The organism is Pedobacter segetis (assembly GCF_016623585.1).
GTDB lineage: Bacteria > Bacteroidota > Bacteroidia > Sphingobacteriales > Sphingobacteriaceae > Pseudopedobacter > Pseudopedobacter segetis.
Genome location: NZ_JAEHFY010000022.1, coordinates 13318 through 35680 on the forward strand (window position 1 = coordinate 13318; position 22363 = coordinate 35680).

At 33.0% G+C, this 22363-nt stretch carries 20 protein-coding genes; 17 read left to right on the top strand and 3 right to left on the bottom strand.

Going from position 1 to position 22363, the window contains the following annotated elements:
• The first annotated feature begins 15 nt into the window (after nt 1-15).
• The 14 genes from I5M32_RS14090 (at nt 16) to I5M32_RS14155 (ending at nt 14257) form a co-directional block, all read left to right on the top strand.
• Nucleotides 16-1143 (top strand): Wzz/FepE/Etk N-terminal domain-containing protein, encoded by a 1128-nt coding sequence (locus I5M32_RS14090; RefSeq protein ID WP_200587482.1) that lies wholly within the window; start codon nt 16-18, stop codon nt 1141-1143.
• A 15-nt stretch (nt 1144-1158) separates the two neighbouring features.
• Entirely contained in the window at nt 1159-2496 is a 1338-nt protein-coding gene (locus I5M32_RS14095; RefSeq protein WP_200587484.1) for a lipopolysaccharide biosynthesis protein, read from the top strand.
• A gap of 23 nt (nt 2497-2519) precedes the next feature.
• Nucleotides 2520-3758, top strand: a complete 1239-nt coding sequence (locus I5M32_RS14100) for a protoporphyrinogen/coproporphyrinogen oxidase (RefSeq protein WP_200587486.1) — start codon at nt 2520-2522, stop codon at nt 3756-3758.
• Nucleotides 3758-4894, top strand: a complete 1137-nt coding sequence (locus tag I5M32_RS14105; protein WP_200587488.1) for a glycosyltransferase family 4 protein — start codon at nt 3758-3760, stop codon at nt 4892-4894. Before I5M32_RS14100 ends, I5M32_RS14105 begins: the two co-directional genes overlap by 1 nt.
• Nucleotides 4895-4920: 26 nt before the next feature.
• The gene (locus tag I5M32_RS14110; RefSeq protein ID WP_200587491.1) at nt 4921-5667 is read left to right on the top strand and encodes a glycosyltransferase family 2 protein; all 747 of its coding nucleotides are present in this window, start codon (nt 4921-4923) and stop codon (nt 5665-5667) included.
• The gene (locus tag I5M32_RS14115) at nt 5668-6996 is read left to right on the top strand and encodes an O-antigen polymerase (protein WP_200587493.1); all 1329 of its coding nucleotides are present in this window, start codon (nt 5668-5670) and stop codon (nt 6994-6996) included. It begins immediately after the preceding gene.
• The gene (locus I5M32_RS14120) at nt 6990-7829 is read left to right on the top strand and encodes a glycosyltransferase family 2 protein (protein ID WP_200587495.1); all 840 of its coding nucleotides are present in this window, start codon (nt 6990-6992) and stop codon (nt 7827-7829) included. The genes I5M32_RS14115 and I5M32_RS14120 overlap by 7 nt, the downstream gene beginning before the upstream one ends.
• A 128-nt stretch (nt 7830-7957) precedes the next feature.
• Nucleotides 7958-8986, top strand: coding sequence for a glycosyltransferase family 9 protein (locus I5M32_RS14125; RefSeq protein ID WP_200587497.1), 1029 nt, complete (start codon nt 7958-7960; stop codon nt 8984-8986).
• Between the two features lie 97 nt (nt 8987-9083).
• Complete coding sequence (locus I5M32_RS14130) at nt 9084-9584, top strand: LbetaH domain-containing protein (protein ID WP_200587498.1); 501 nt, start codon at nt 9084-9086, stop codon at nt 9582-9584.
• Nucleotides 9581-10720: an NAD-dependent epimerase/dehydratase family protein gene (locus I5M32_RS14135; protein ID WP_234461966.1), complete on the top strand. Its 1140-nt coding sequence runs from the start codon at nt 9581-9583 to the stop codon at nt 10718-10720. The genes I5M32_RS14130 and I5M32_RS14135 overlap by 4 nt, the downstream gene beginning before the upstream one ends.
• A 7-nt stretch (nt 10721-10727) precedes the next feature.
• Nucleotides 10728-11702: a bifunctional heptose 7-phosphate kinase/heptose 1-phosphate adenyltransferase gene (locus tag I5M32_RS14140; protein WP_200587499.1), complete on the top strand. Its 975-nt coding sequence runs from the start codon at nt 10728-10730 to the stop codon at nt 11700-11702.
• 2 nt (nt 11703-11704) lie between these two features.
• Nucleotides 11705-12700 (top strand): ADP-glyceromanno-heptose 6-epimerase, encoded by a 996-nt coding sequence (gene rfaD / locus I5M32_RS14145; protein WP_234461967.1) that lies wholly within the window; start codon nt 11705-11707, stop codon nt 12698-12700.
• Nucleotides 12700-13266 carry a D-sedoheptulose 7-phosphate isomerase gene (locus I5M32_RS14150; protein ID WP_200587501.1) on the top strand — a complete coding sequence of 189 codons (567 nt, stop codon included), beginning with the start codon at nt 12700-12702 and terminating at the stop codon, nt 13264-13266. The genes rfaD and I5M32_RS14150 overlap by 1 nt, the downstream gene beginning before the upstream one ends.
• Before the next feature lie 289 nt (nt 13267-13555).
• Nucleotides 13556-14257 carry a hypothetical protein gene (locus tag I5M32_RS14155; RefSeq protein ID WP_200587503.1) on the top strand — a complete coding sequence of 234 codons (702 nt, stop codon included), beginning with the start codon at nt 13556-13558 and terminating at the stop codon, nt 14255-14257.
• A gap of 269 nt (nt 14258-14526) precedes the next feature.
• On the opposite strand, the gene I5M32_RS14160 is transcribed toward I5M32_RS14155, so the two are convergent.
• Nucleotides 14527-15708 (bottom strand): glycosyltransferase family 4 protein, encoded by a 1182-nt coding sequence (locus I5M32_RS14160; protein WP_200587505.1) that lies wholly within the window; start codon nt 15706-15708, stop codon nt 14527-14529.
• Nucleotides 15709-15794: 86 nt separating this feature from the next.
• Here I5M32_RS14160 and I5M32_RS14165 point away from each other — a divergent pair, with 86 nt between their 5' ends.
• From I5M32_RS14165 to I5M32_RS14175, 3 genes are all read left to right on the top strand, one after another.
• Nucleotides 15795-17228, top strand: coding sequence for an oligosaccharide flippase family protein (locus I5M32_RS14165; RefSeq protein WP_200587507.1), 1434 nt, complete (start codon nt 15795-15797; stop codon nt 17226-17228).
• 117 nt (nt 17229-17345) lie between these two features.
• The gene (locus I5M32_RS14170; RefSeq protein ID WP_200587509.1) at nt 17346-18437 is read left to right on the top strand and encodes a Wzz/FepE/Etk N-terminal domain-containing protein; all 1092 of its coding nucleotides are present in this window, start codon (nt 17346-17348) and stop codon (nt 18435-18437) included.
• A gap of 3 nt (nt 18438-18440) precedes the next feature.
• Nucleotides 18441-19871 carry an O-antigen ligase family protein gene (locus tag I5M32_RS14175; protein WP_200587511.1) on the top strand — a complete coding sequence of 477 codons (1431 nt, stop codon included), beginning with the start codon at nt 18441-18443 and terminating at the stop codon, nt 19869-19871.
• Here the strand turns inward: I5M32_RS14175 and I5M32_RS14180 are convergent.
• Together I5M32_RS14180 and I5M32_RS14185 are read right to left on the bottom strand one after the other, a co-directional pair.
• Nucleotides 19843-21093 carry a PP2C family protein-serine/threonine phosphatase gene (locus I5M32_RS14180; protein ID WP_200587513.1) on the bottom strand — a complete coding sequence of 417 codons (1251 nt, stop codon included), beginning with the start codon at nt 21091-21093 and terminating at the stop codon, nt 19843-19845. The two genes, I5M32_RS14175 and I5M32_RS14180, sit on opposite strands and share 29 nt — an antisense overlap.
• 52 nt (nt 21094-21145) lie before the next feature.
• On the bottom strand, nt 21146-22255 hold the full coding sequence (locus I5M32_RS14185; protein WP_200587515.1) for an ABC transporter permease: 1110 nt from the start codon (nt 22253-22255) through the stop codon (nt 21146-21148).
• Nucleotides 22256-22363 lie beyond the last annotated feature (108 nt).

Sequence of the window (22363 nt, forward strand, 5' to 3'; positions counted from 1 at the left end):
TTTAATTAATTAAAAATGTCCCAATCAGAGGAACATATCTCAAAACATAGCCAAAAAGTAGAATTTACGGAAACTTTTTCTGATGAAAGGCCAAATGCCCAAGACGAAGAGATTTCTTTAAAAGAACTCATCCTGAAGCTACAAGATTGGTGGAAATACCTATGGAGCAAGTGGCTTACTATTTTAATAGCTGGGCTTATTGGCGGTGCCCTAGGTTTGACCTATGCGTTCATTAAAAAACCGGTTTACACGGCCGAAACCACTTTTGTTTTAGAAGAAGGAGAAAGTGGGGGCGGTTTGGGGCAATATGCAGGTTTGGCCTCTATGGTTGGTATAGATCTGGGTGGTGGCGGCGGAGGAATATTTAAAGGCGATAATATCTTAGAATTGTACAAATCTCGTCGTATGATTCAAGAAACGCTTTTGGCAAAGGATACTTTTAATGGTAAACAACAATCTTTGATAGAAAGGTATATAGAGTTTAACAAACTGAGAGAAGAGTGGGAAGAAAAGCCATTGCTCAAAAACATCAGTTTTGATAACCCCGATAACTTTAACAGAACGCAAGACTCGATCATTGGCAAATTGGTAGAAACCATAAACAATGGGGTTTTAGAAGTTGCCAAACCAGATAAGAAATTATCGATTATAGCCGTAACGGTAAAATCAAAAGATGAACTTTTTGCCAAATCTTTCGCAGATAATATCGTAAATAAGGTAAACAACTTTTACGTGAACACAAAAACCAAAAAATCTAACGAAAACGTAGCGATTCTTCAAAACCAGGCAGATAGCGTAAAAAGGGTTTTAAATGCCAGCATTGGTGGGGTTGCCGCAGCCGTAGATGCCAACCCAAACCTTAACCCCGCATTACAGACGTTAAGAGTGAATTCTCAAAGAAAACAGGTAGATGTACAAGCGAGCGGTGCTATTTATGAGGAGATTGTGAAGAACCTAGAAATGGCAAAAATTACCTTGAGAAACGATAAACCATTGATACAAGTGATTGACGAACCTGTATTTCCTTTGAAAGAGTCTAAACCAAGTTTTATTAAAATCCCTTTAATTTTTTCGCTAATTTTTCTCTTTATTGGTGTCACTTTGCTGTTAATTAGAAAAGGAATACAATCCTTGTTACAATAATTCTTTTATAAATAAATGAATTCTAGCCAAATTAGCTACAATCGAAATATTCAAATAAACACATTATTACTTCTATTATTTAGGGGTGGTGCAATTTTATGTAGCTTTCTTTTAATTCCAATTAGTCTTAACTATTTAGATAAATCTGACTATGGTGTTTGGTTAACGCTAACTTCAATAATCTCATGGTTATCTTTTATGGATGTTGGTTTAGGTAATGGATTAAGAAATAAGCTTGCTGAGGCGATAGAATATAAAGACAAAATGTTAGCTAACCAATACGTATCAACAGCCTATTTTGTTTTTATTGCTTTGATGTTAATTGTCTTTATACTTTTCTCTACAATTAACTCTTTCTTAAATTGGAATATAATTTTAAAATCTAATTTACAAAGATATGATTTATTGGTATTGACATTTATAATAGTCTTTAGCTTTTGTTGTAGATTAGTATTAGATTTATCAGGAATTATTGTAATATCTCTTCAAAAACCATTCATAAAAGCAGTAATCGATTTTCTTTTCAACCTATTTACTTTAATTTCAGTTTATTTATTAACATATACACAAAGTAAATCTCTTCTCACTTTTGGTATTGCTGTTTCTATTATCCCTGTTATAATATTATTAGCATTTAACTTTTATTTATTTAGGAGTAAATCTAGCTACAGTTTTTTAAAACCTTCATTTAATTCATTCAATAAAACTCATTTAAAATCCTTGTTTAGCTTAGGAATGAAGTTTTTTATTATACAAATTGCAGCAATAGTGGTTTTTTCAACAGACAATGTTGTAATTATTCAATTTTTTTCTTCTTCCAGTGTAACCGATTTTAATATTGTTTATAAGTACTTTAGCATAATAAGCGTGGTTTTTGGTATTATACTAATGCCATATTGGTCTTCTTTTACGAGTGCTTACACTGGAGGCCGTTTACAATGGATAAAACAGTCATTCAAAAAATTAATGTTATTATGGATAGGTCAATTAGTAGTTACTATAATTTTAGTCTTAATTGCGCCATTTATATATTCAATCTGGTTAGGACGTGAAATAAAAATTCCTGTTAGATTAAATATTTTAATGGGCTTTTTTGTAATTATATTAAATTGGAATAATCTATTTGTTTACTTTTTAAATGGTATTAGCAAAATTAAAATACAATTATATAGTTCAATTATTATAGCCATATTAAATTTTCCGCTTTCATATCTATTAATTAAATATACATCTTTTGGCGTTTCATCAATTGTTATTTCAAATTGTTTATGTTTGCTAATATGTTCCATATGGGCTCCAATTCAATGCTATAAAATTGTTAAAGGTACTTCAAAAGGATTGTGGAATGAATAATTAAATCAAAACCAAATTAAATTATGAAAACTATTGGTGTATTAGGCGGAGGTATTTCTGGATTAAGTTTTGGTAAACTTGCAAATACCGTTTTTAAAGTGGAAATTCTAGAAAAATCAAATGATTGGGGTGGAATAGCCAAAACTTTACAAATTAACGACTCCACTTATCATCCTATTGGAGGGCATTGCTTTAATTCTAAATATCCTGAAGTTCTTGATTTTGTTTTTAATAAAGTATTAGATAAGGACAAATGGCACATAATTCAAAGAAATGCTGTTATAAAATTACTCGGAAATGAAATAGATTATCCAATTGAATACAGCATTAAACAAATAAATAAACTAAACCATGATTTAGCACTGAATATAACAAAAGACTTTCTATCCGCAAATGATGATGGAAATTACAAAAATTTGGAAGATTGGTTTAGGAAAAAATTCGGAGATACATTGTCCGAATTATATTTCATCCCTTATAATAATAAAATTTGGAATAAACATCCATCAGAAATGAGCCCTGCATGGGTAGAGGGAAAACTTCCATTACCAAATAAAAATTCCTTTTTTCAATCCCTATTGTCTGATGTAAAAGATCAAATGCCTCATGCTAGTTTTTTTTATCCAAATTCAAATAATCAAAAGACTTTCATTGACGCATTAGCAGAGGGATTAAATATTGAATGCAATTATGAGGTTAAAGATATTTTCTTTGATAAGAAGATATCTAAATGGGTTGTAAATGGAGAAAAACTTTATGATATTCTAATAAACACCCTACCCCTCAATCATGTTTGTAAATTAATAAAAGATGCTCCAATTGAAATAATTAATTACTCAAACAATTTAAAGTATAATCAAGTAACAACTATGTTTTGGGAAACTGAAACTACTGATAAAACATGGACATATATTCCCGAAGGAGATAACTTTTTTCACAGATATATACATATAGGTAACTTTTTCTCTCCCAAAAAAAATTACACAATTACTGAAGTTATAGGAAGAAAAACTTATGAGGAAATGGTTGAAAATGGGGAAAAAGACCCTTTTCTTATTAAACCATTAGCATATAATGTATCCGAACATGCTTATGTGGTATTTGATCAGAATTATGATATATCGGTTAATGGTATTAAAAATTATTTAGACTCTATTAGCATAAAAACACTAGGTAGGTTTGGCGAATGGGAATACTACAACATGGATATTTGTATAAAAAAGAGCATGGATTTATTTAATGAAATTAGTAGCATAAATTAATGATTGCACTTTATATAAGAGAGTTGGATATTAAAGGCGGAACTCATAAACAGTTTTACTACCTAGCAGATTTCTTACTAAGAAACAATGTTGATTTTAAAATCATCACTAACTCTGTCGATTTTAAAAAAACTTATGATTCTTTTACGCTATTAGAAAATAAGATATTTTGTATTGAAAGACAAACATCCGAAAATAATTTTCGTAAGATTTATTTTTATTTAAACTATATTTTAAAGTTGAGAAAGGCACTTAATGGTGTGAAAATAATCAATATACACGATCATGGACTTCAACTTATCTTGCCATTTTTATTTAACAAAAAAATAATATGGCAAATAAATGATTTACCTACTGAATTTAAATCAAAACAAAATGAAAGTTTATTTAACAAGCTTAAAAAAATTTATATTAAAATCTCGACTAAATTATTTGTTGATAAAGTAACTGTTAATGTTAAGAAAAATAGTTATCGAGTTAAAAATCTGATGGGTGCTAAAGCACAGGTTTTATATTGTGGTATTGAAAAAGTTAATATAAAAAGAGAGTTGGATTCCACTCTTCTTAGATTCAAAAACAAAAAAATAAATATTCTTACTAGTGGCGTTTTTATGCCCTATAGAAATTATGAAACTGCAGTAAAAGTTGTAGAAAATCTTATAAATAAAGGATTTGACGTAAATCTTCAAATTATTGGCTCCATAGAACTAAATCCTGAATATTCAAACTCAATACTTAATCTAATAATTAATAAAAAATTAGCAAATAATATAAAGGTTTTAGGACAAGTTTCTGAAAAGGAATTTTTAGATCTTCATATGAATGCTGATATATTTATGTTTATTAATATTGATCAAAGTTGGGGTCTTGCGGTATTTGAAGCCATGAGTTGTGGTATTCCTGTTATTCTGAGTGAAAGTGTTGGAGCAACAGAAATTTTAGAAGATAGAAAAGATTGTGTTTTTGTTGATCCAATCAACGATATTCAAATCAGTGATGAAATCATAACTTTAATAAATGATCCTAAAAATTATTCTAAGTATTATTACAATGGGATTGAATTCGCTGAGAATTATACATGGGATAAATCTTATTCCTCCAATGTTTTAAGATTAATAGAAGAATTAGCTAATTAAAAATTGACTTTCACAAAATTTGTTTAATGCCTAGCCTTAGCTCAAAAAAAGTTATAAATCCTAAAATTAGTATAATAATTGCCGTTTATAATGCTGAAGAAGAACTAGAACAAAGTTTAATTAGCATTATTACCCAAAATTATAAAAATTATGAATTAATAATTGTGGATGGCGGATCTACAGATAGTACATTAAATATTATAAAAAAATATTATTCAAATATTAACATCTTAATTTCAGAGCCAGATACCGGAGTATATGACGCAATGAATAAAGGAGTAAAGAAATCTAAAGGTGATTGGATTTTCTTTTTAGGTGCTGGTGATATACTTTTAAATGTATTAGATAGTTTAGTTGCTAATTTTATTAGTGATAATACAATATATTATGGAAACGTTTTCAGAAATGACTTGTTAAAAATCTATAATGGCAAATATCCTTCCTACAAACTTGCAGTGACAAACATTTGTCATCAAGCTATCTTCTATCCAGCAATAGTATTCAAAAATTCAGAATTTAACACTAAATATAAAATACAGGCAGATCATGATTTTAATATGCGTTGCTTTGGCAACAAAAATATTAAATTTAAATATTTGCCCTTTCTTGTAAGTATTTATCAGGGAGGAGGATATTCTGCGAAAAATGCAGACTACAATTTTTTTTCAGACAAGTTGTCCATAATTAAAAAAAATTTCCCATATCACATTTATATTTATACTACTATAAGAACCTTTATAGCGCAAAAAATTATAAAGAAAAACCACTATTAAATGGAATGGTATAGCTTTGGACTATTATTAGCTGATAATATAGCTCTTTTCTTAAAAATATTTGCAGCATCACTCATAATATATACTATCATTTTTAAAAGATTATATATATCGGTGCTCGATCCTATCGTTTTTACGTTACTTTTTTCTGTATTTGGTTTCACGGTTGTGTGGTTTCTGTATTTTACTAAGCAAATTCTCACTTTTTATTTAATTAGTTACTTATTAACACAAATTGCATTTTTTATTGGCTTATTTAGTTTCAAAAGTTTAAGCAAAACCAGCTTATTATCTAAAACAAAAATTATAAAGCTTAAAAATGAAACTTTATTTTTAAACCTGCTTTTTATTATCTCATCTACTCTATATATTTTACTTTGTATAAGTACTTATTTTTTAGTGGGAGTACCACTATTTATGGATTCTCATGTAGATATATATAGTAATAGTGGGGGCCTAGGATTTTTAGGCAGATTTATTGACGTTTTAAAACCTACATCAATTTTTTTATTGATTATTTTATTATTTGACAGCCTAAAATTAAATCTTTTTACGTTATACAAATTTTTCTTTTTAATATGTATTATTATTTTTTCAGTTTTATCTGGAAGTAAATCTGAGTTTATAAAAATTGGACTTATTTTCTTTTGCTTTCTAATACTAAATGCAAATAAGTATCACTCTTATTTCAACAAACTTAGGAAATACGAGATAGGTCTGTTTATTACTGCCTTTCTTATAATTATATCAGTTATTATGGTGCAAGGAAACACAAAAGACACTGTAAGCCTCAATGATTCCTTATTTTCTCTATATTTTAGGATGGTTTCTTCTGGAGACACTTATTTTTTTGCATACCCAAATGGGGCGATAGAATCAATAAATGGTAATAAGCCTTTTTTAATGCTATTTGGAGATTTTTTTGGAGCGTTACGATTTATCCCAAGAGAAAGCCTGCCAGAACCTCTAGGGATTACTTTATTTAATTTATACTTAAAAGCAGATTATGCAGCTGGGCCAAATCCTCGCCATAATGTACTAGGTTACGTATATTTTGGCTTTTATGGAAGTATTGTATTCTCCTTCTGTATAGGGTTTTTACTTAGCTTTTTCAGAAATAAATTATTTTTTACATTACGTAAAAATATATCTGGGCAACTTATATTTGTATTGGTTTACCTAAATCTTGTTGTTTTAGAAACAGATACACCTATGGCTTTATCTGGTATTGGTAATATATTGATTACCCTTCCTATATTATTAGCCATTACATTTCCTGTATTTTTAATATTAACCACATCTGTTAAAAAGCAACATATATTATGTTAAAAATCTGTATATTAATTAGGGTATATGATAGGTTAGACGATTTAAAATATTGTTTACAACTTATTAACGATACTTGGTTAACAAACGATTATTACATTTTAGTTGTTTGCAATGGAGTTTCTAAAGGCTACATCGTTAATCAAGAACTAGAGAAGGAAATTGATTATTTATTAGTGCTGGAGGAAAATGCAGGTCATTTAAAGGGGAATGCCCAACTATTAACAGAGGGGTTAAAGTTTATACCTTATGACACCGCCTATACAATAATCTTAGAAGCCGATACGTGGATTTATACAGATAGTATTATAAACAAATATATAAAGCAATTAGAGGAAACCAAAGCCGTTTGGGCTAGTGCGCAGTGGTACACTACTTATTTTTCTTTAGCAACTGATTTCGCTATTTTAGACCATAATTTCTTGAAGTTGCATCCCTTGGTTTTTAATTATACAGGTTATCCCGAATGTTATGCAGCCAATTACATTAATGATAATGACCTTAAATATGTTTATATCAAAGAAAATATGCCGGTTCATCTTCCAAATTATTTAAAAAAGTATGTTTACGCTCCGGCGGGGCGGTTTAATGTTTTTGTACGGTCTAAAATGGTAACACACCATACAGAGCAATACAAAAATGGTATATCAACAAAAAAGGCGCATTTAAATAGGGTAGCAGGTAAAGCTTATTTTACAGATATCGAAACAGAAAATTATAATCTTCAAAAAAGCTTAATGAGCTTTTTAATTGCATTAGTTAATTTTTTACCCCGTAAAAGTTGGTTTTTAAAAACGCAACAATTTAATACTAAGATTACCCATGCCAACATTTAGTAAAGATAAAATTGAAAAAATACGGGTCTTAGATTCCATACTAAGGAAAATTTTTTTTTTGGAAAAAAACTAAGCCTTTACCCAAGGATAAGAGGGAAGTTAAGGAAATTCTAATTTTAGGTTTCTTTTTGATTGGAGACACAATTCTTTATTCTTCTGCAATAAAGATTTTAAAAGAAAATTTCCCAAACGCTACCCTAACTCTAGTATGTGATAATACGGTCAAGGACCTAATATATAATCAGAAAATAGTTGATGAATTTATTATTCTAAAAGCACCTTGGATGGCAACAAGGCCAGTTGGAATAATTGGATTCATACGCTTTTTTATTTCAGTAAAAAAGAATATTAAAAAGAAGTATGATTTTGCCATAGATTTTAGAGGAGATCTTAGAAATTTTTTAGTTTTAAATATTATTAAAGCGAACCATAAGATTTCCCAGATATTTTTTGGTGGGGAGTATTTATTAACTTTTGCAATTAAGCCCAACAATGATTTAATTCATTTCCACGAAGAGTCTCTTTATTTCTTAGAAAAAATGGGTTGTGAGTATATTGGCGATAATTACCCTAGATTAGACAGGGAAGTAGCAGTAGAACTTTGTTCGAACTTCTTACTAGAAAATAAAATTGACCCATCAAAGACAATTATTGGCGTACACCCCGGCGCAAGCCAAGATGTAAAAAAATGGGACGAGGATAAGTACATACTACTTATAAAATATCTAGACCATAGATTTAAAGGACTACACTTTTTAATATTTCAAGGACCTAGCGAGGAAGAAACAATTGAAAAGATTGAAAAGGGTATTTTCGATATAGATTATACAATTGTTAACCGACCGTTGTCTGAATATGTAAAGTTAATCTCGCTCTGCGAGGCATTGGTTTGTAATGATAGTGGGGCTGGACATATTGCAGCCGCCTATGCTATACCCTTAGTTGTGATTTTCGGAAATGTTAATCCTGATTTTGTCTATCCAAAGGGGTCGGTAGATCTTAGAATTATTTCTAACAATTTGGATTGTAAGCCATGCTTTAGTAGCACCTGTCGTTTTAAAACCAACGAATGCATAAAAGGTGTTGCATTTAAGGTTGTTGCTGAAAAAGCGGCTGATGTAATTAGTAATTTTTATTTTGTCAAAGATGATAAGTAGAAGGAATATTTCTTTTCTTTTTTATTACTTAAAAGGTATAATATTTTACAAGTTTTTTTTTCGGAAGACCTCTGGTTTTTTTCTGATAGTTAAACCTATGCAAATCACACCTAAATTTATAAAGATTGGAAAAGGGGTTGTAATAAGAGAATACGCAAGGGTTGAAGGGATTACAAAATACGCGGGGGAAAATTTTTTTCCTAAGATTGAATTTGGAGAAAATGTAAAAATCCAACAATCGCTGCATTTAACATGCGCTAAGAAAGTATTTGTCGGAAAAGAAACAGCTATAGCGGCTAATGTCACGATCACTGATATAAACCATGGATACGAGATTCTAGATATTCCACCTGAAAGACAAAAAATAAACGTTCAGGAAGTCTATATTGGAATGAATTGCAAAATTTATAACAATGCGGTCATTCTTCCAGGAACTATTCTAGGTAAGCAGGTGATAGTGGGAGCAAATTCAGTGGTTAAAGGTGTTTTCCCCGATTATTGTGTAATAGCGGGGGCGCCAGCAAAAATTATTAAAAGGTATAATTTTACAAATAAGCAATGGGAAAAAACTAATTTTAACGGAGATTTTATATTATGAAAAACATATTAATAACAGGAGGAGCGGGCTTTATAGGTTCTAACCTGTCTTTAAAACTGGTAGAAAAAGGTTATAAGGTAACCGCATTAGACAACTTATCAAAGCAAATACATGGTAACAGTCCTAAAAATGATTCACCACTTTTTAAATCAATTATAGATAAAGTAAATTTTATAGAAGGCAACGTTGTAAATAAAGAAGATTTAGAAAAAGCAATTTCTGGCCAAGATGCCATCATACACCTAGCCGCCGAAACGGGTACAGGCCAGTCAATGTATCAAATTCACCATTATGCTAAAGTAAATATAGATGCTACGGCCATGATGCTAGATATATTGGCGAACACAAAGCAGCATTCTGTTAAGAAAGTGATCATTGCATCTTCAAGATCTATTTACGGGGAAGGAAAGTATTTAAACTCCAGAAACGAGGCAGTTTACCCTAAACATAGGCTTGATAAAAACATGCAATCGGGTAATTTTGAAGTTGACTATCCGGGTGAAACAAAACCTTTACAATTGGTGGCTACAGATGAAGATTCTAAAATTCATCCATCTTCTGTTTATGGGATAACAAAACAAGTACAAGAGCAGTTAATTATGACGGTTTGTCCTACTATTGGCATTGCGCCAGTAGCTTTTAGGTATCAAAATGTATATGGGCCAGGGCAATCGCTAACTAACCCTTATACTGGTATCTTATCTATATTTTCTACTTTAATAAAAAACAATAAAGAGATAAATGTTTTCGAAGACGGTTTAGAGTCGAGAGATTTTGTTTATATAGACGATGTAGTAGATGCCACTATTCTTGGGCTAGAGAAAGAGGAGGCAAATAATCAGATATTCAATGTTGGCACAGGTAAAGCTGTTACGGTGTTGAAGGTAGTTAAGGAACTACAGGAAAACTATAATTCCAATGTAGCTATAAAAATTTCGGGTAATTACCGACTGGGTGATATTAGACATAACTATGCTGATTTAACTAAAATAAAGGAAATATTAGGGTTTAACCCGAAAATTTCGTTTAAAGAAGGGATTAAGCATTTTGCAAACTGGGTAATTACACAAGAAGTGCATGAAGATAATTATGCTGAATCGATAGCGGAGATGAAAGAAAAGGGGATGTTTAAATAGAATTACAATGAATTATACGGCCAAAAATATAGAAGATAAGTTACCTTCATTAAATATTCTTATAATTGGAGATGTGATGATAGATCATTATATCAATGGGAAATGTAGTAGAATATCTCCTGAAGCGCCAGTGCCTGTAGTGTTAACCACTAGTGAAGAATATACCCTAGGAGGCGCTGGAAACGTTTTTCAGAACCTAGTTTCCTTAGGTTGTAGAGTAAATTTACTTTCGGTTTCTGGTGATGATGAAAACGGCAAAAGAATTACGAAGCTGTTAAAGGGAACAGCATCTAGCGAAAGCTACATTATAAGAGATCCAAAAAGATGTACAACAATAAAATCCCGAGTGCTTGTTTCAAACCATCAAATGATACGTATTGATAATGAGGTAACCACGCGAATAGACGAAAGGGTAGAAAAACAAGTTTTTGACCGATTAACTGAAACAATCAGCGACTATAATATGGTTTTGATTTCGGACTATAGCAAGGGTTTTTTGACCGATTGTTTACTAGAGGGTATTTTTAATTTATGTAAGAAAAATAACGTCACAACTATTGTAGATCCCAAAGGGGAAAGCTTTTTAAAGTACAGAGGGGCAGATTTTATAAAACCAAACAAAAAAGAAGCAATTATCGCTTCTGGGATAGAAATTACGGATATAAATTCCGTGGAAGAAGCCTGCTTAAAATTGATAGCCCAAACCAAAGGTGACGGAGTTATAATAACGATGTCGGAAGATGGAATAGCCTCTTATAAAGACAATGATTTAAACGTAAGTCCAACAAAAGTAATAGATGTAGTTGATGTTACTGGTGCAGGCGATACCGTTCTTGCCTCGTTAGGCATAGCCCTCGGGTGTAATTTGCCTTTAATTGAAGCTTGCGATTTTGCAAACCATGTAGCTGCGGTTGTGGTTAGTAAGGTGGGCAGTGAAACGGCGACCTGGAAAGAAATACACGAAAAATATAAAAACAGTTAATTTTGGAAAAAAGTATAATAATTACGGGAGCTGCTGGTTTCATAAGCTCTTGTCTCGTAGAGTATTTTAATGAAAAAGGATATAATAACCTTATCATTGTAGACGACTTTTCTCAAACACGGAAAGATTATAATTATGAAAATAAAAAGTTTGTAATTAAAATTGAACGTAGTGAACTGTTTGAGTGGTTACAGGCGAATGGAGATACCGTAGAGTTTGTGATTCATCTAGGCGCAAAAACAGATACAACAGAGTTTGACTATAATATTCATAACGAATTAAATGTGGAATACTCTAAAAATATATGGGGTTTTTGTGAAGAAAAAAACATCCCTTTAATATATGCTTCGTCTGCTGCTACCTATGGTGGAGGCGAATGGGGTTATGACGACAATCATGAGATTGTAGAAAAACTGCAACCTTTAAATCCTTATGGAGTTAGCAAAAACGAGTTTGATAAATGGGCTTTGAAACAGATTAAATCGCCAAAGTATTGGTCGGGTTTAAAATTCTTTAATGTTTATGGCCCTAATGAGTATCATAAAGGGCGTATGGCAAGTGTGATATGGCATTCGTTTAATCAAATTAAGCAAAATGGAAAAGTAAAGCTTTTTAAAAGCCATCGCAACGATTACCAAGACGGGCAACAACTTAGAGATTTTATTTATGTTATGGATTTAGTAAAGGTGATTTATTGGATGTATAATGAAATGAAATCCGAGCATTGGCAAAAAGAATTTAACGGATTATATAATCTAGGTACAGGACACGCAAGAAGCTTTTATGATTTGGCTAAGAACACTTTCCTTGCAATGAGTTTGGAACCAAATATTGAGTTTATTGATATGCCAATAGATATTAGAGACAAATACCAATATTTTACAGAAGCCAATATGGATAAGCTAAGATTAGCGGGGTACAATGCGGAGTTTTACTCACTAGAGGAGGGTATTACTGATTATGTTAAAAAATATTTGTTGAAAGGAAAAATTTATTGATGATAGAGCAAATTAAAGGTGTTTTTGCAGATCACGCAGAAGTGGTAAGAAAATCAGAAGAAGAGCTTAGCGAGAAGCTTATAGAGGTTTGTAACATTATTAGTAATTGCATTACCGCTGGAAAAAAGGTTTTACTTTTTGGAAATGGGGGTAGCGCATCTGACGCACAACATATTGCCGCCGAGTTTGTAGGTAGGTTTCTTGCGGAGAGAAGGGCATTGCCAGCCATTGCTTTGACAACAGATACGTCAGCATTAACAGCTATAGCAAATGATTACGGTTATGAAATGGTTTTTTCACGACAAGTTGAAGCTTTGGCAAACAAAGATGATGTTGTTATCGGAATATCAACTAGCGGAAATAGCCAGAATGTTTTAGAAGGACTGAAAGCCGCTAGCCAACTAGAATGTAAAGTTATTGGTTTTAGTGGCAATTCTGGAGGAAAAATGAATGATATATGTGAGTTTAACTTAGTAGTACCTTCTAACGTAACGGCTAGGATTCAAGAGGTACACATTTTATTAGGTCATATTATTTGTATGTCAGTAGACAAAAGTCTGATTTAAAATGGGATTCGGGTTTGAGAACAAAAGTATAATTATAATTAGTCCTAAATTTTTTGACTATGAAGTTCAGATTGCTAAGAAGCTGAAAAGTCTAGGAGCCCAAGTTCAATGGTTTGATGATAGACCATCTAATTCTTTCATGTCAAAAGTGCTTATCAGACTAAACAAGAAATTTTTAAAAAAAACAAGTTATACATATTATCAAAATTTAATTAACAAGCTACAAGCCCAGGGAAATAAATTCGATTACGTTCTATTTATTAGCCCAGAGTCAATCTCTAAAAAAAGCGTGAGTGAATTTAAGAAAGCCTTTCCCAACGCAAGGTTTATTCTTTATATGTGGGATTCTTTTAAGAACAAGCAGGCTTTAGATTTGATAGATGAATTTGAGAACATCTATTCTTTTGATCCTAATGATTGCAAAACCTACAACGTAATATTTAGACCTCTTTTTTTTCTTGATATTTATTCTGCCACAACTAGCAAAAATAATGCTTACGATCTACTTTTTATTGGTACCGCACATACTGATAGGTATAAATTTGTAAAGAAAACAGTGAGCCGATTAAGCAAAAAACTGGATATTAAACTATTCTTTTACTTAAGTAGCAAAAGGCTTTATTTAATTAAGAAGATTTTCGAGAAAGATTTTAGGGTAGTAAGATACAAAGATATTTCTTTTAATTCACTTACCCTAAAAGATAACGCACAGCTATTAAAACAAGCAAAATTAGTGTTAGATATTAACCATCCTCAACAAATAGGCTTAACTATGCGCAGTATCGAAACCTTGGGAGCACAAAAAAAATTGATTACTACCAATAAAGATATTTTGAACTATGATTTTTATAATGAGAACAACGTTCTGGTCATCGATAGGGTTAACCCTATTATACCCGAGAGCTTTGTCCAATCTCCTTTTCTGGCTACGGAAAAGGAAATTCTTTATAAATACAGCTTAAATGGTTGGATTGATGAGATTTTCAATTGAAAATAAACACCAAGAAACTTTAAAATCATCAAACTTTAAAACCAATCGCTTCCCTCCAATTACTGCTCAACAAACACCGTTTACCGCTCACTGTTTACCGATTACCTCCAACCAAAAACCGCTTACCGATTACCATTTACCTCACACCGCTCACCGTTTACCTCACACCGCTCACTGTTTACCGATTACCTCCCACCAAACACCGCTCACCATTTACCGATTACCGCTCACCGTTTACCTCCAACCAAAAACCGCTCACTGATTACCGTTCACCGATTACCGTTTACCGAACACCGTTCACCTCCCACCAAACACCAATCATCCTTTATACCAACATTCAATATAGATTCCCATAATAAACCGGCGGTTTTATCCCAGTTGTATTCCTCGGCGATAGCCAAGCCTAAAACGATTTTCTCATGATCTGGGCCATTGCCCGATGCTTGGTTTTCTAAATGTTTTGTTAACTCATCCACATTTTTAGCATCGAATAGAAATGCCGCACCTTTGGCAATTTCTTCCATAGATGTGCCTCTGCTAGTGATAACGGGAGTGCCACAAGCCATTGATTCTATAACCGGCAAGCCAAAGCCCTCAAAAAGCGAGGGGTAAACACTGGCTTTCGCCGATGCTAAGAGTTTAGCGATTTGCTCGTCTTTTAAAAACCCTTTAAAAAGAACATCGTCTTTAAAAGTCATCTCCTTAAAATAATTCTCTACTTCGTTATTCTGCCATCCCATCCTCCCAACAAACAGTAATTGATGGGCATCTTGCGGGTTTCTGATTTTAAATTTTTCAAATGCTTTTAATAGCGTAATGATGTTTTTGCGGGGATGTATGCTTCCCAAACATATAAAATAGGGCTTCCCGCCAATTTCGTTTTTAACGATTTCAAGCTTCTCTTCTTCTTTCATCGGTTTAAAAACCGATGAGACCCCGTTAAACACTACATCAATCTTTTGAGGATTTATTTGATAGGTTTTTATCAAATCGTTCTTTGTGAAACTTGAAACCGTTGCAATTCTGCTCGCTTTTTTGGCAAATCTTGGGAAAAAATATTTGTAATATTTTTGGGTTAGCCAAGGCACAGCGTTTGGGAAATGCTCAAAGGCCAGATCATGGATCACAGAAAGTGTTTTAACATTTGTATCCAAAGGTAAAAAACCATCCATAGACAACAATAGATCAATCTTTTCTCTTTTTAAAACAAAAGGCAAGCACCATTTAAACCAAATGTAATATAAGAACGGGTGCCTTGCCTGTGGCCAAATAACGATAGGTTTTACATTATCGCCATAAATAAATGAAGCATCGAAACCCCTATCAAAACAAAAAATAAACTCAACTTGGGGGTGGTTTATTACCATTCGTTTTAAAGTTTCATCCGTAAAACGACCGATGCCCTCTAACTTGCCTTTTTGTAATAAACGGGTATTGACAGCTATTCGCAAAACTTTAGTTTTAAGCTAAGGTAATTTATTTACATAATGTTTTAAGAAGCCGTTTAGGTTTTATTTCTTTATTTTGGAACTATATAATGGTTGCTAAAAAATTTGCTGCTCAGGTAAGCCTACTTATTGTAGTCAATTTAATTGTTAAACTGGTTTGGATATTTCTTATAGAAAGAAAAATACAGCTACTTGTTGGGTTTCAAAATTACGGGCTTTATTATGGTTTGTTCAATTTTACCCTTATTCTAAGCATCATCAATGATCCTGGGTTAAGCAATTACCTCATCAAATCTGTTGCCTCAAAGCGGCCAAACTCCAAACAGATTGCCGATCTGTTTTCTATCAAGATCATGCTTTCTTGTGCTTACCTTATCCTAAGTTTAGCCCTTAGCTTTTTTATGGGCTATCAAAACGCTCAACTTATTTTCATTTTGGTGGCCTATCAAATATTATGGTCGTTTTTGATTTATTTGAGGGGTTTTTTAAAAGGGCATCAGTTCTTAAATACCGAAGTTCTTTTTTCTATTGTAGATAAATTATTGTTAATTTTTACGTTAATTCCGCTGTTTTATCTCCCAAACCCAATAATCTGGACAATTAATCGCTATGCTTTTTGTCAGTTTTTGGCGGTACTTGTAAGTATTGCCTTGTGTGGCGTTTTCTTGGGCAAAAACAGAATTACGGTTTTAAACCGCATTAACCTAAAACCAGGTTTATCTGTTTTAAAAGAATTATTTCCATTCGCAATTTTTGCTTTTTTGGTATTGGCATACAGCAAAATAGATGTGGTGATGTTGCAAAAATTATTGCCCGATAAAACCCTCGCTATCGGTAATTATGCGGCAGCCTATCGTTTTTTAGATGCCAGTAATATGCTACCCATTTTATTTGCATCACTTTTTTATCCCGTAATTAGCAAACACATCAAAGAAAAGAAATATGTGGGCGCATCCGTAAAACCGAGTTTAGCGTTTTTAATGAGTATGGCACTCGTTATAAGCTTTGCTAGCTGGTTTTTTAAACAAAATTTAATGCAGCTTTTTTATGGCCAAAGCAGTTCAGAAGAGTTGGTGCAAATTTTTGGGGTTTTGATGTTCAGCGGCCCTTTGGTTGTGGTTTATTATTTATACGGTACGGTGCTTACCGCAAATAATAACCTTAAAATCTTAAACATTACATCGGCCTTTGGTTTGGTTATAAACATAGGCTTAAACTTATGGTTGATACCCAATTTTGAAGCTTTGGGAGCTGCGATAAGTACTTTTATCACTTTTCTGATCATCGGGATAGCTGAAATATTCTTTTATTACCGCCTTTTTAAACATCAAAACCACTTTATGATTTGGTTTAAGATCACATTGTTTGCGGTTTTACTTTTGTTTATTGGGAATGGGGTCATTTATCTTTCTAAAAATTGGATCATCAATTTAGGTGCTTTTGTAACTATGTCCATAATTGTAGCCTCGTTATTGAAACTTTTAGATTTAAAAATGATCAAAACGATGATTTACAAAGGATAAAAATTTAGGGAAAAGGGTAAAACACTCAGAACAACGGCATATAATGCCTAGCGAAAAGGCAAAAAGCATCCAACTAAATATCAAATAATTAAGTAAATTCACATCCTAAATTAAAAAATGGCAGATCAAGAAAATGCTTTAAACCTAGTTGCAATAACTAAAGTTGCGATCAAATACCGTAAACATATTTTGTTGATCACTTTAATTGGTGCAATTATTGGGCTTGTCCTAAGTTTTTTGATAAAGCCTAAATACGAGGCATTTACCATCTTTTATACGCCTGCAAATAATTCGATTTCTAAATCGCTTTTAGCAGAGAATAATTTAGAGAATTTTATGCGCTATGGCGATGAAGATCAGATAGACCAAGTTTTGGAAATGCTCAGTTCTGATAATTTAAAGGATAAGGTAATCAGTAAATTTGATCTTACCGCCCATTACGGGATAGATACATTATCAAAGTACCCAAAAACAAAAACCAGGGCCCAGTTTGATAGCAATACCGAGTTTAAACGTACAGATAACCTGGCCATAAAAATCGCGGTAGAAGATACAGACCCGGTTTTGGCCGCAAAAATAGCTAATTTTATTTCGCTTTCGCTCGATAGTATTCGCACCAATATACAACAAGGAAGGGCAAAACAAGCTTATGAGATCATCAAAAACAGGTACCAAAAAAAACAAACAGAGGTCGATTCTATTTTAAGCCAATTAAGTACCATCAGGCAAACCGGCGTTTATGATTATGAAGCACAATCTAAAGTTTTAAGTGAGGCAATTGTAAAAGCCGAAACTTCTGTAGCTGCCGAAGAGGCAAGGGTTAAAGTTTACGAAAATTATGCGACCCAACTGCCCGATACCACCATGATCAAGGCCAAAGGAAGGTTGGCCGCCGCTAAAGCAACTTACCGATCTTTAAAGCCAACGGTAAACAATTTTGGCAAACAAAGCGGCAAATACTTAGAGTTAGTGGCTGTTTATGATAAGGAAAAGGAATCTTTGGCCAATCTTCAAATTAGGCTAGAAAGTGCAGAGGTAGATTATAGATCATCCATTTCGCAACAATTTTTGATAGAAAAAGCAACCGTACCAGAAAAAAGCACCTATCCAAATAAGGCGTTGGTTGTTTTCTTATTTTCTTTATCTGCTTTCATTATTTCGTTTTTGATGGTTTGCTATTTAGAATTTGTTCTTCCTAAATTTAGATAATTGATGGTTGCAAGTGCTGATATTAAGAAATTATATGGCATAAGTATCTTAAGCCTTCTTTTGGCGGCCTTTATTGCATACCGTTTCCCCTCTTATTTTATACTGATATTGCCCCCTATTTTTTTATTAGCAGGCTTGTTTATTTTATCCATCGAGAGCGTTTTTTTCATCGTTGCTTTTTGTTCGCCTTTTTCTATCAAATATTTAATAGGCGGTTCTGGCATTAACCTACCAGACGAGCCTTTGATGATCGTTCTGATGTTTCTTTTCATCATCAAAATGATCGAAGAACCCAGTTTGTTTAAACCTATATTAAAGCAACCCCTAACTTTATTGGTAACCTTAAATTTGGGTTGGATATTGATTACCTCTGTTACCAGCACTTTACCAATGGTATCATTTAAGTTTTTATTCGCCCGTCTTTGGACGGTTACTTTCGGTTATTTCTGGGGGGTTTTAATATTTAAGAACCCAAAAAACATCAAGAAATTTATATTGGCTTTTGGTTTAGGTTTATGTGTGGTGGTAATTTACAGCACCTATAACCATTATGGTTTCGGCTTTTCGCAAAAAAAGGCAATGTTGGTAATGAAACCCTTAATGGATGATCATACCGTTTATAGCGCAGTTTGTAGTATGGTGCTTGCCTTTTGTGTTACCATGCTTTTTCTCAAAAATCTGTTTTATGAAAAATTGTTGTTCTTTGGGATAGCCTTGCTTTCTTTAACAGGCGTTATCCTCTCTTATTCTAGGGCGGCGGCCTTAAGTTTGGTTTTTGTATTGATCTTTAGCTTTTTATTAAAGTTGAAGATCAGGTTTAAAACCTTGTCCATTTGCTTTTTGGTAATCATTTCCGTCGGATTGGTCTTTAGCAATGAAATTTATCAAAGAATAAGGCTTAATCATGTGGCATCGGGCAAAAATTTAATTGGCGATATTAAGTCGATCTCTAACGTAAACAACGATGAATCTAACGTAGAGCGATTGAACAGGTGGGAATCTGGCTTTAGGATGTTTAAAGAGAAACCTTTTTTGGGCTTTGGCCCCGGAACCTACCAATTCCAATATTCTGGTTACCAAAAATCAAATCAAATGACAAGCATCAGCACCACACATGGCGATATGGGGAATGCACATAGCGAATATTTTGGCCCTTTGATAGAGAGTGGCGTAATCGGTTTTTTAATAGTTTTAATGCTTTTTGGCCTATCCATATCCATTTTAATGAAATTATATTATCAGCATGATGATCGCACAATTAGGATGTTTAGCTTGGCTATTTTATTAAGTTTATTAACCTATTATTTTCATGGCATGATGAACGATTTCCTAGATCAGGATAAGGCCGCCGTATTGGTTTGGGCACTTCTGGGAATGGCCACCTCATTAAATTTAAAAAGGGTTTCTAATGGATCTTTAAAGAAAGAATGGTAATATCATCAGAAGCTTCTTCATGGTGGCGAAGCTCTTCTATTTTTTCTATCAGCGCATTGTTTACCTCTTTAATAGATTTGTCCCTGTTCTGGTACAAAAAATGGAGTAGGTTTTCTTCGGTCAAAGATTGCTCTTCATCGCCATCATATTCTACAATCCCGTCTGTATAGTTAAATATGATGGTTTCGGGCATTACATCTATCTCTCCTTCGTTTATGAAAGGAAGCTCGTCAAAGGCACCAATCATGGTGGTACCCGTAGATAAAGTACCGATGTTGTCTTTTTGGATGATAACTGAGGCATTATGCCCTGCGTTGATGTATTTTAAACGCCGGGTTTTATCGTTATATAAACCTATGAAAAGTGTAATAAACCTGTCTCCGTTAGTGTTTTTATAAACGTTTTTGTTTAGCCTTTTAACCAATTCTGGCAAAGTGATATTTAAGGATACCAATGCCCTTAAACTGGCCTGGAAATTTGCCATGATCAATGCCGCCGAAATCCCTTTACCAGAAACATCTGCTACGCACCAAAGAAATTCATCGTTATTAAGTTGTATGAAATCAAAAAAATCTCCACCTATACTTTGGTGGGGTTTATAAACAGATGCAACATCCAAAAATAGGTTGTTGGGTAAATCTTGGGGGATAAGCATGTTTTGAACCTGCCGGGCAAGTTCTACTTCTCTTGTTAAACGTTCCCTATGCAGGCGTTCTTTAAAAAGCTTTTTATTCTCAAAAGCAACTATGATCACATTGATCAATGTTTGTATGTAATCTACGCTATTGTCTAATAGTTTTTCCTCGTTCTTAAACTTGCCTACCAAAACAAAAGCCAATGCCTCATCTTTATGGTGAACGGGTATAAAATAATCGTAAGCGTTAAATAGAGGGTCTTGGTGTTTGGTTATCTTTTGGGCATTCCTTAACGGCAGCAGTTCATCGCCTATCTTTTGTAGATCTTCAAAGTCTTCTAATTCATCGCCAAAATTAGAAACGCAAAAAAATTGATCAATGTTTCTCAACATCAACCTAAATTTTCTCACACGCAAATTGTTACGCATGATCATCTCTAACATTTCTATTAAAGTTTGACTTGGAACATTGCTATTAATTGCCCTTGTTACTTCTAATAGGGCACTTAGCTCTGCCTGTCTCTTTAAAAGAAGCTCTACAATATCAACTTGAGATTCAGATTCTGAAGAAGGATCATACTCCTGCATTTATCGGGTGTGTTTATACGTCTAATGTAATTATATATCTATAAAAACACAACTAAACATTTGTGTTTTGTGATTTTACATCGTACAAATCTCTAAGCCCTATGGTTATCAGGTTAAAAGAATAAACCATCAGCATGATCATTAAGCCTGGTACCACCGCTAAAAATGCGCCATCCATAATAATATAACCATAATGTTCTTTGATCATGCCCCCCCAAGTGGGCATTGGGGGCTGTGCGCCGAAGCCCAAAAAGCTTAAACCTGCTTCTAATAAGATTGCCGATGCAAAATTAGAGGCGGTAACTACCCATATTGGCCCTAAAATATTGGGCAATATATGTTTATAAATAATCCTACCGTTAGGGAAACCCAAAGATTTTGCTGCTTCTATAAATTGAGCGTTTTTTAATGCGATAACCTGCCCCCTAACCAACCTTGCCACTTCTACCCACATAGATAAACCTACGGCAATAAAAACTTGCCAAAACCCTTTCCCCAATGCAAATGAAATGGCAATAACCAATAATAATGCAGGTAATGACCATAAAACATTCATCAACCAACTGATACAAACATCGGCTTTGCCACCAAAATAACCAGCCGTTGCACCTAAAGAAACCCCCAAAAACAAACTGATCATTACCGCCACAAAGCCTACCATTAAAGATACCCTAGATCCAATAATTATCCGGCTCAACATATCTCTGCCATAAACATCTGTGCCTAGCCAATAGGTTCTTTTGATGATGTTTTCTTGTTTTATTTCTGTTATCGATTTATTACCGAAAGCGAGCAATTTCATTTTTTTGGGCTCGCCCTTCTCATTACCGCCAATATATTCGTGATAATAGATGCTGTTATTTCCAAATCTATAATCATAGATGGGTATATAATTGAACCTTGGCTCTTGCCCAAATAGCATTTTGACTAAAAAATTTACCTTTTTAGGCTGGGGGTTTTTTGGGATTTTTAAAAGTGTAGCCGTTTTGCCTGGTTTTTCTATATTTAATTGAAGGTTCATCTGATTGGCCATAGGGCTATCATCTGGGGTGATAAGATAACCCAAAACAGAGAGCAGGCTTACCAAAACAATAAAAAACAACCCAAATAAAGAGAACTTGTTTCTCTTGAATTTTTTCCATGATGATTGATTTTCTTCCAATTTTAAAATTATTATACTGAACTAAATTATTATTTTCAATAATTTTTGGAGTTTTATCTGCTAACTAGTGGATTACACTAAATCTTTTTTGTCCTATTCTTCGACTCC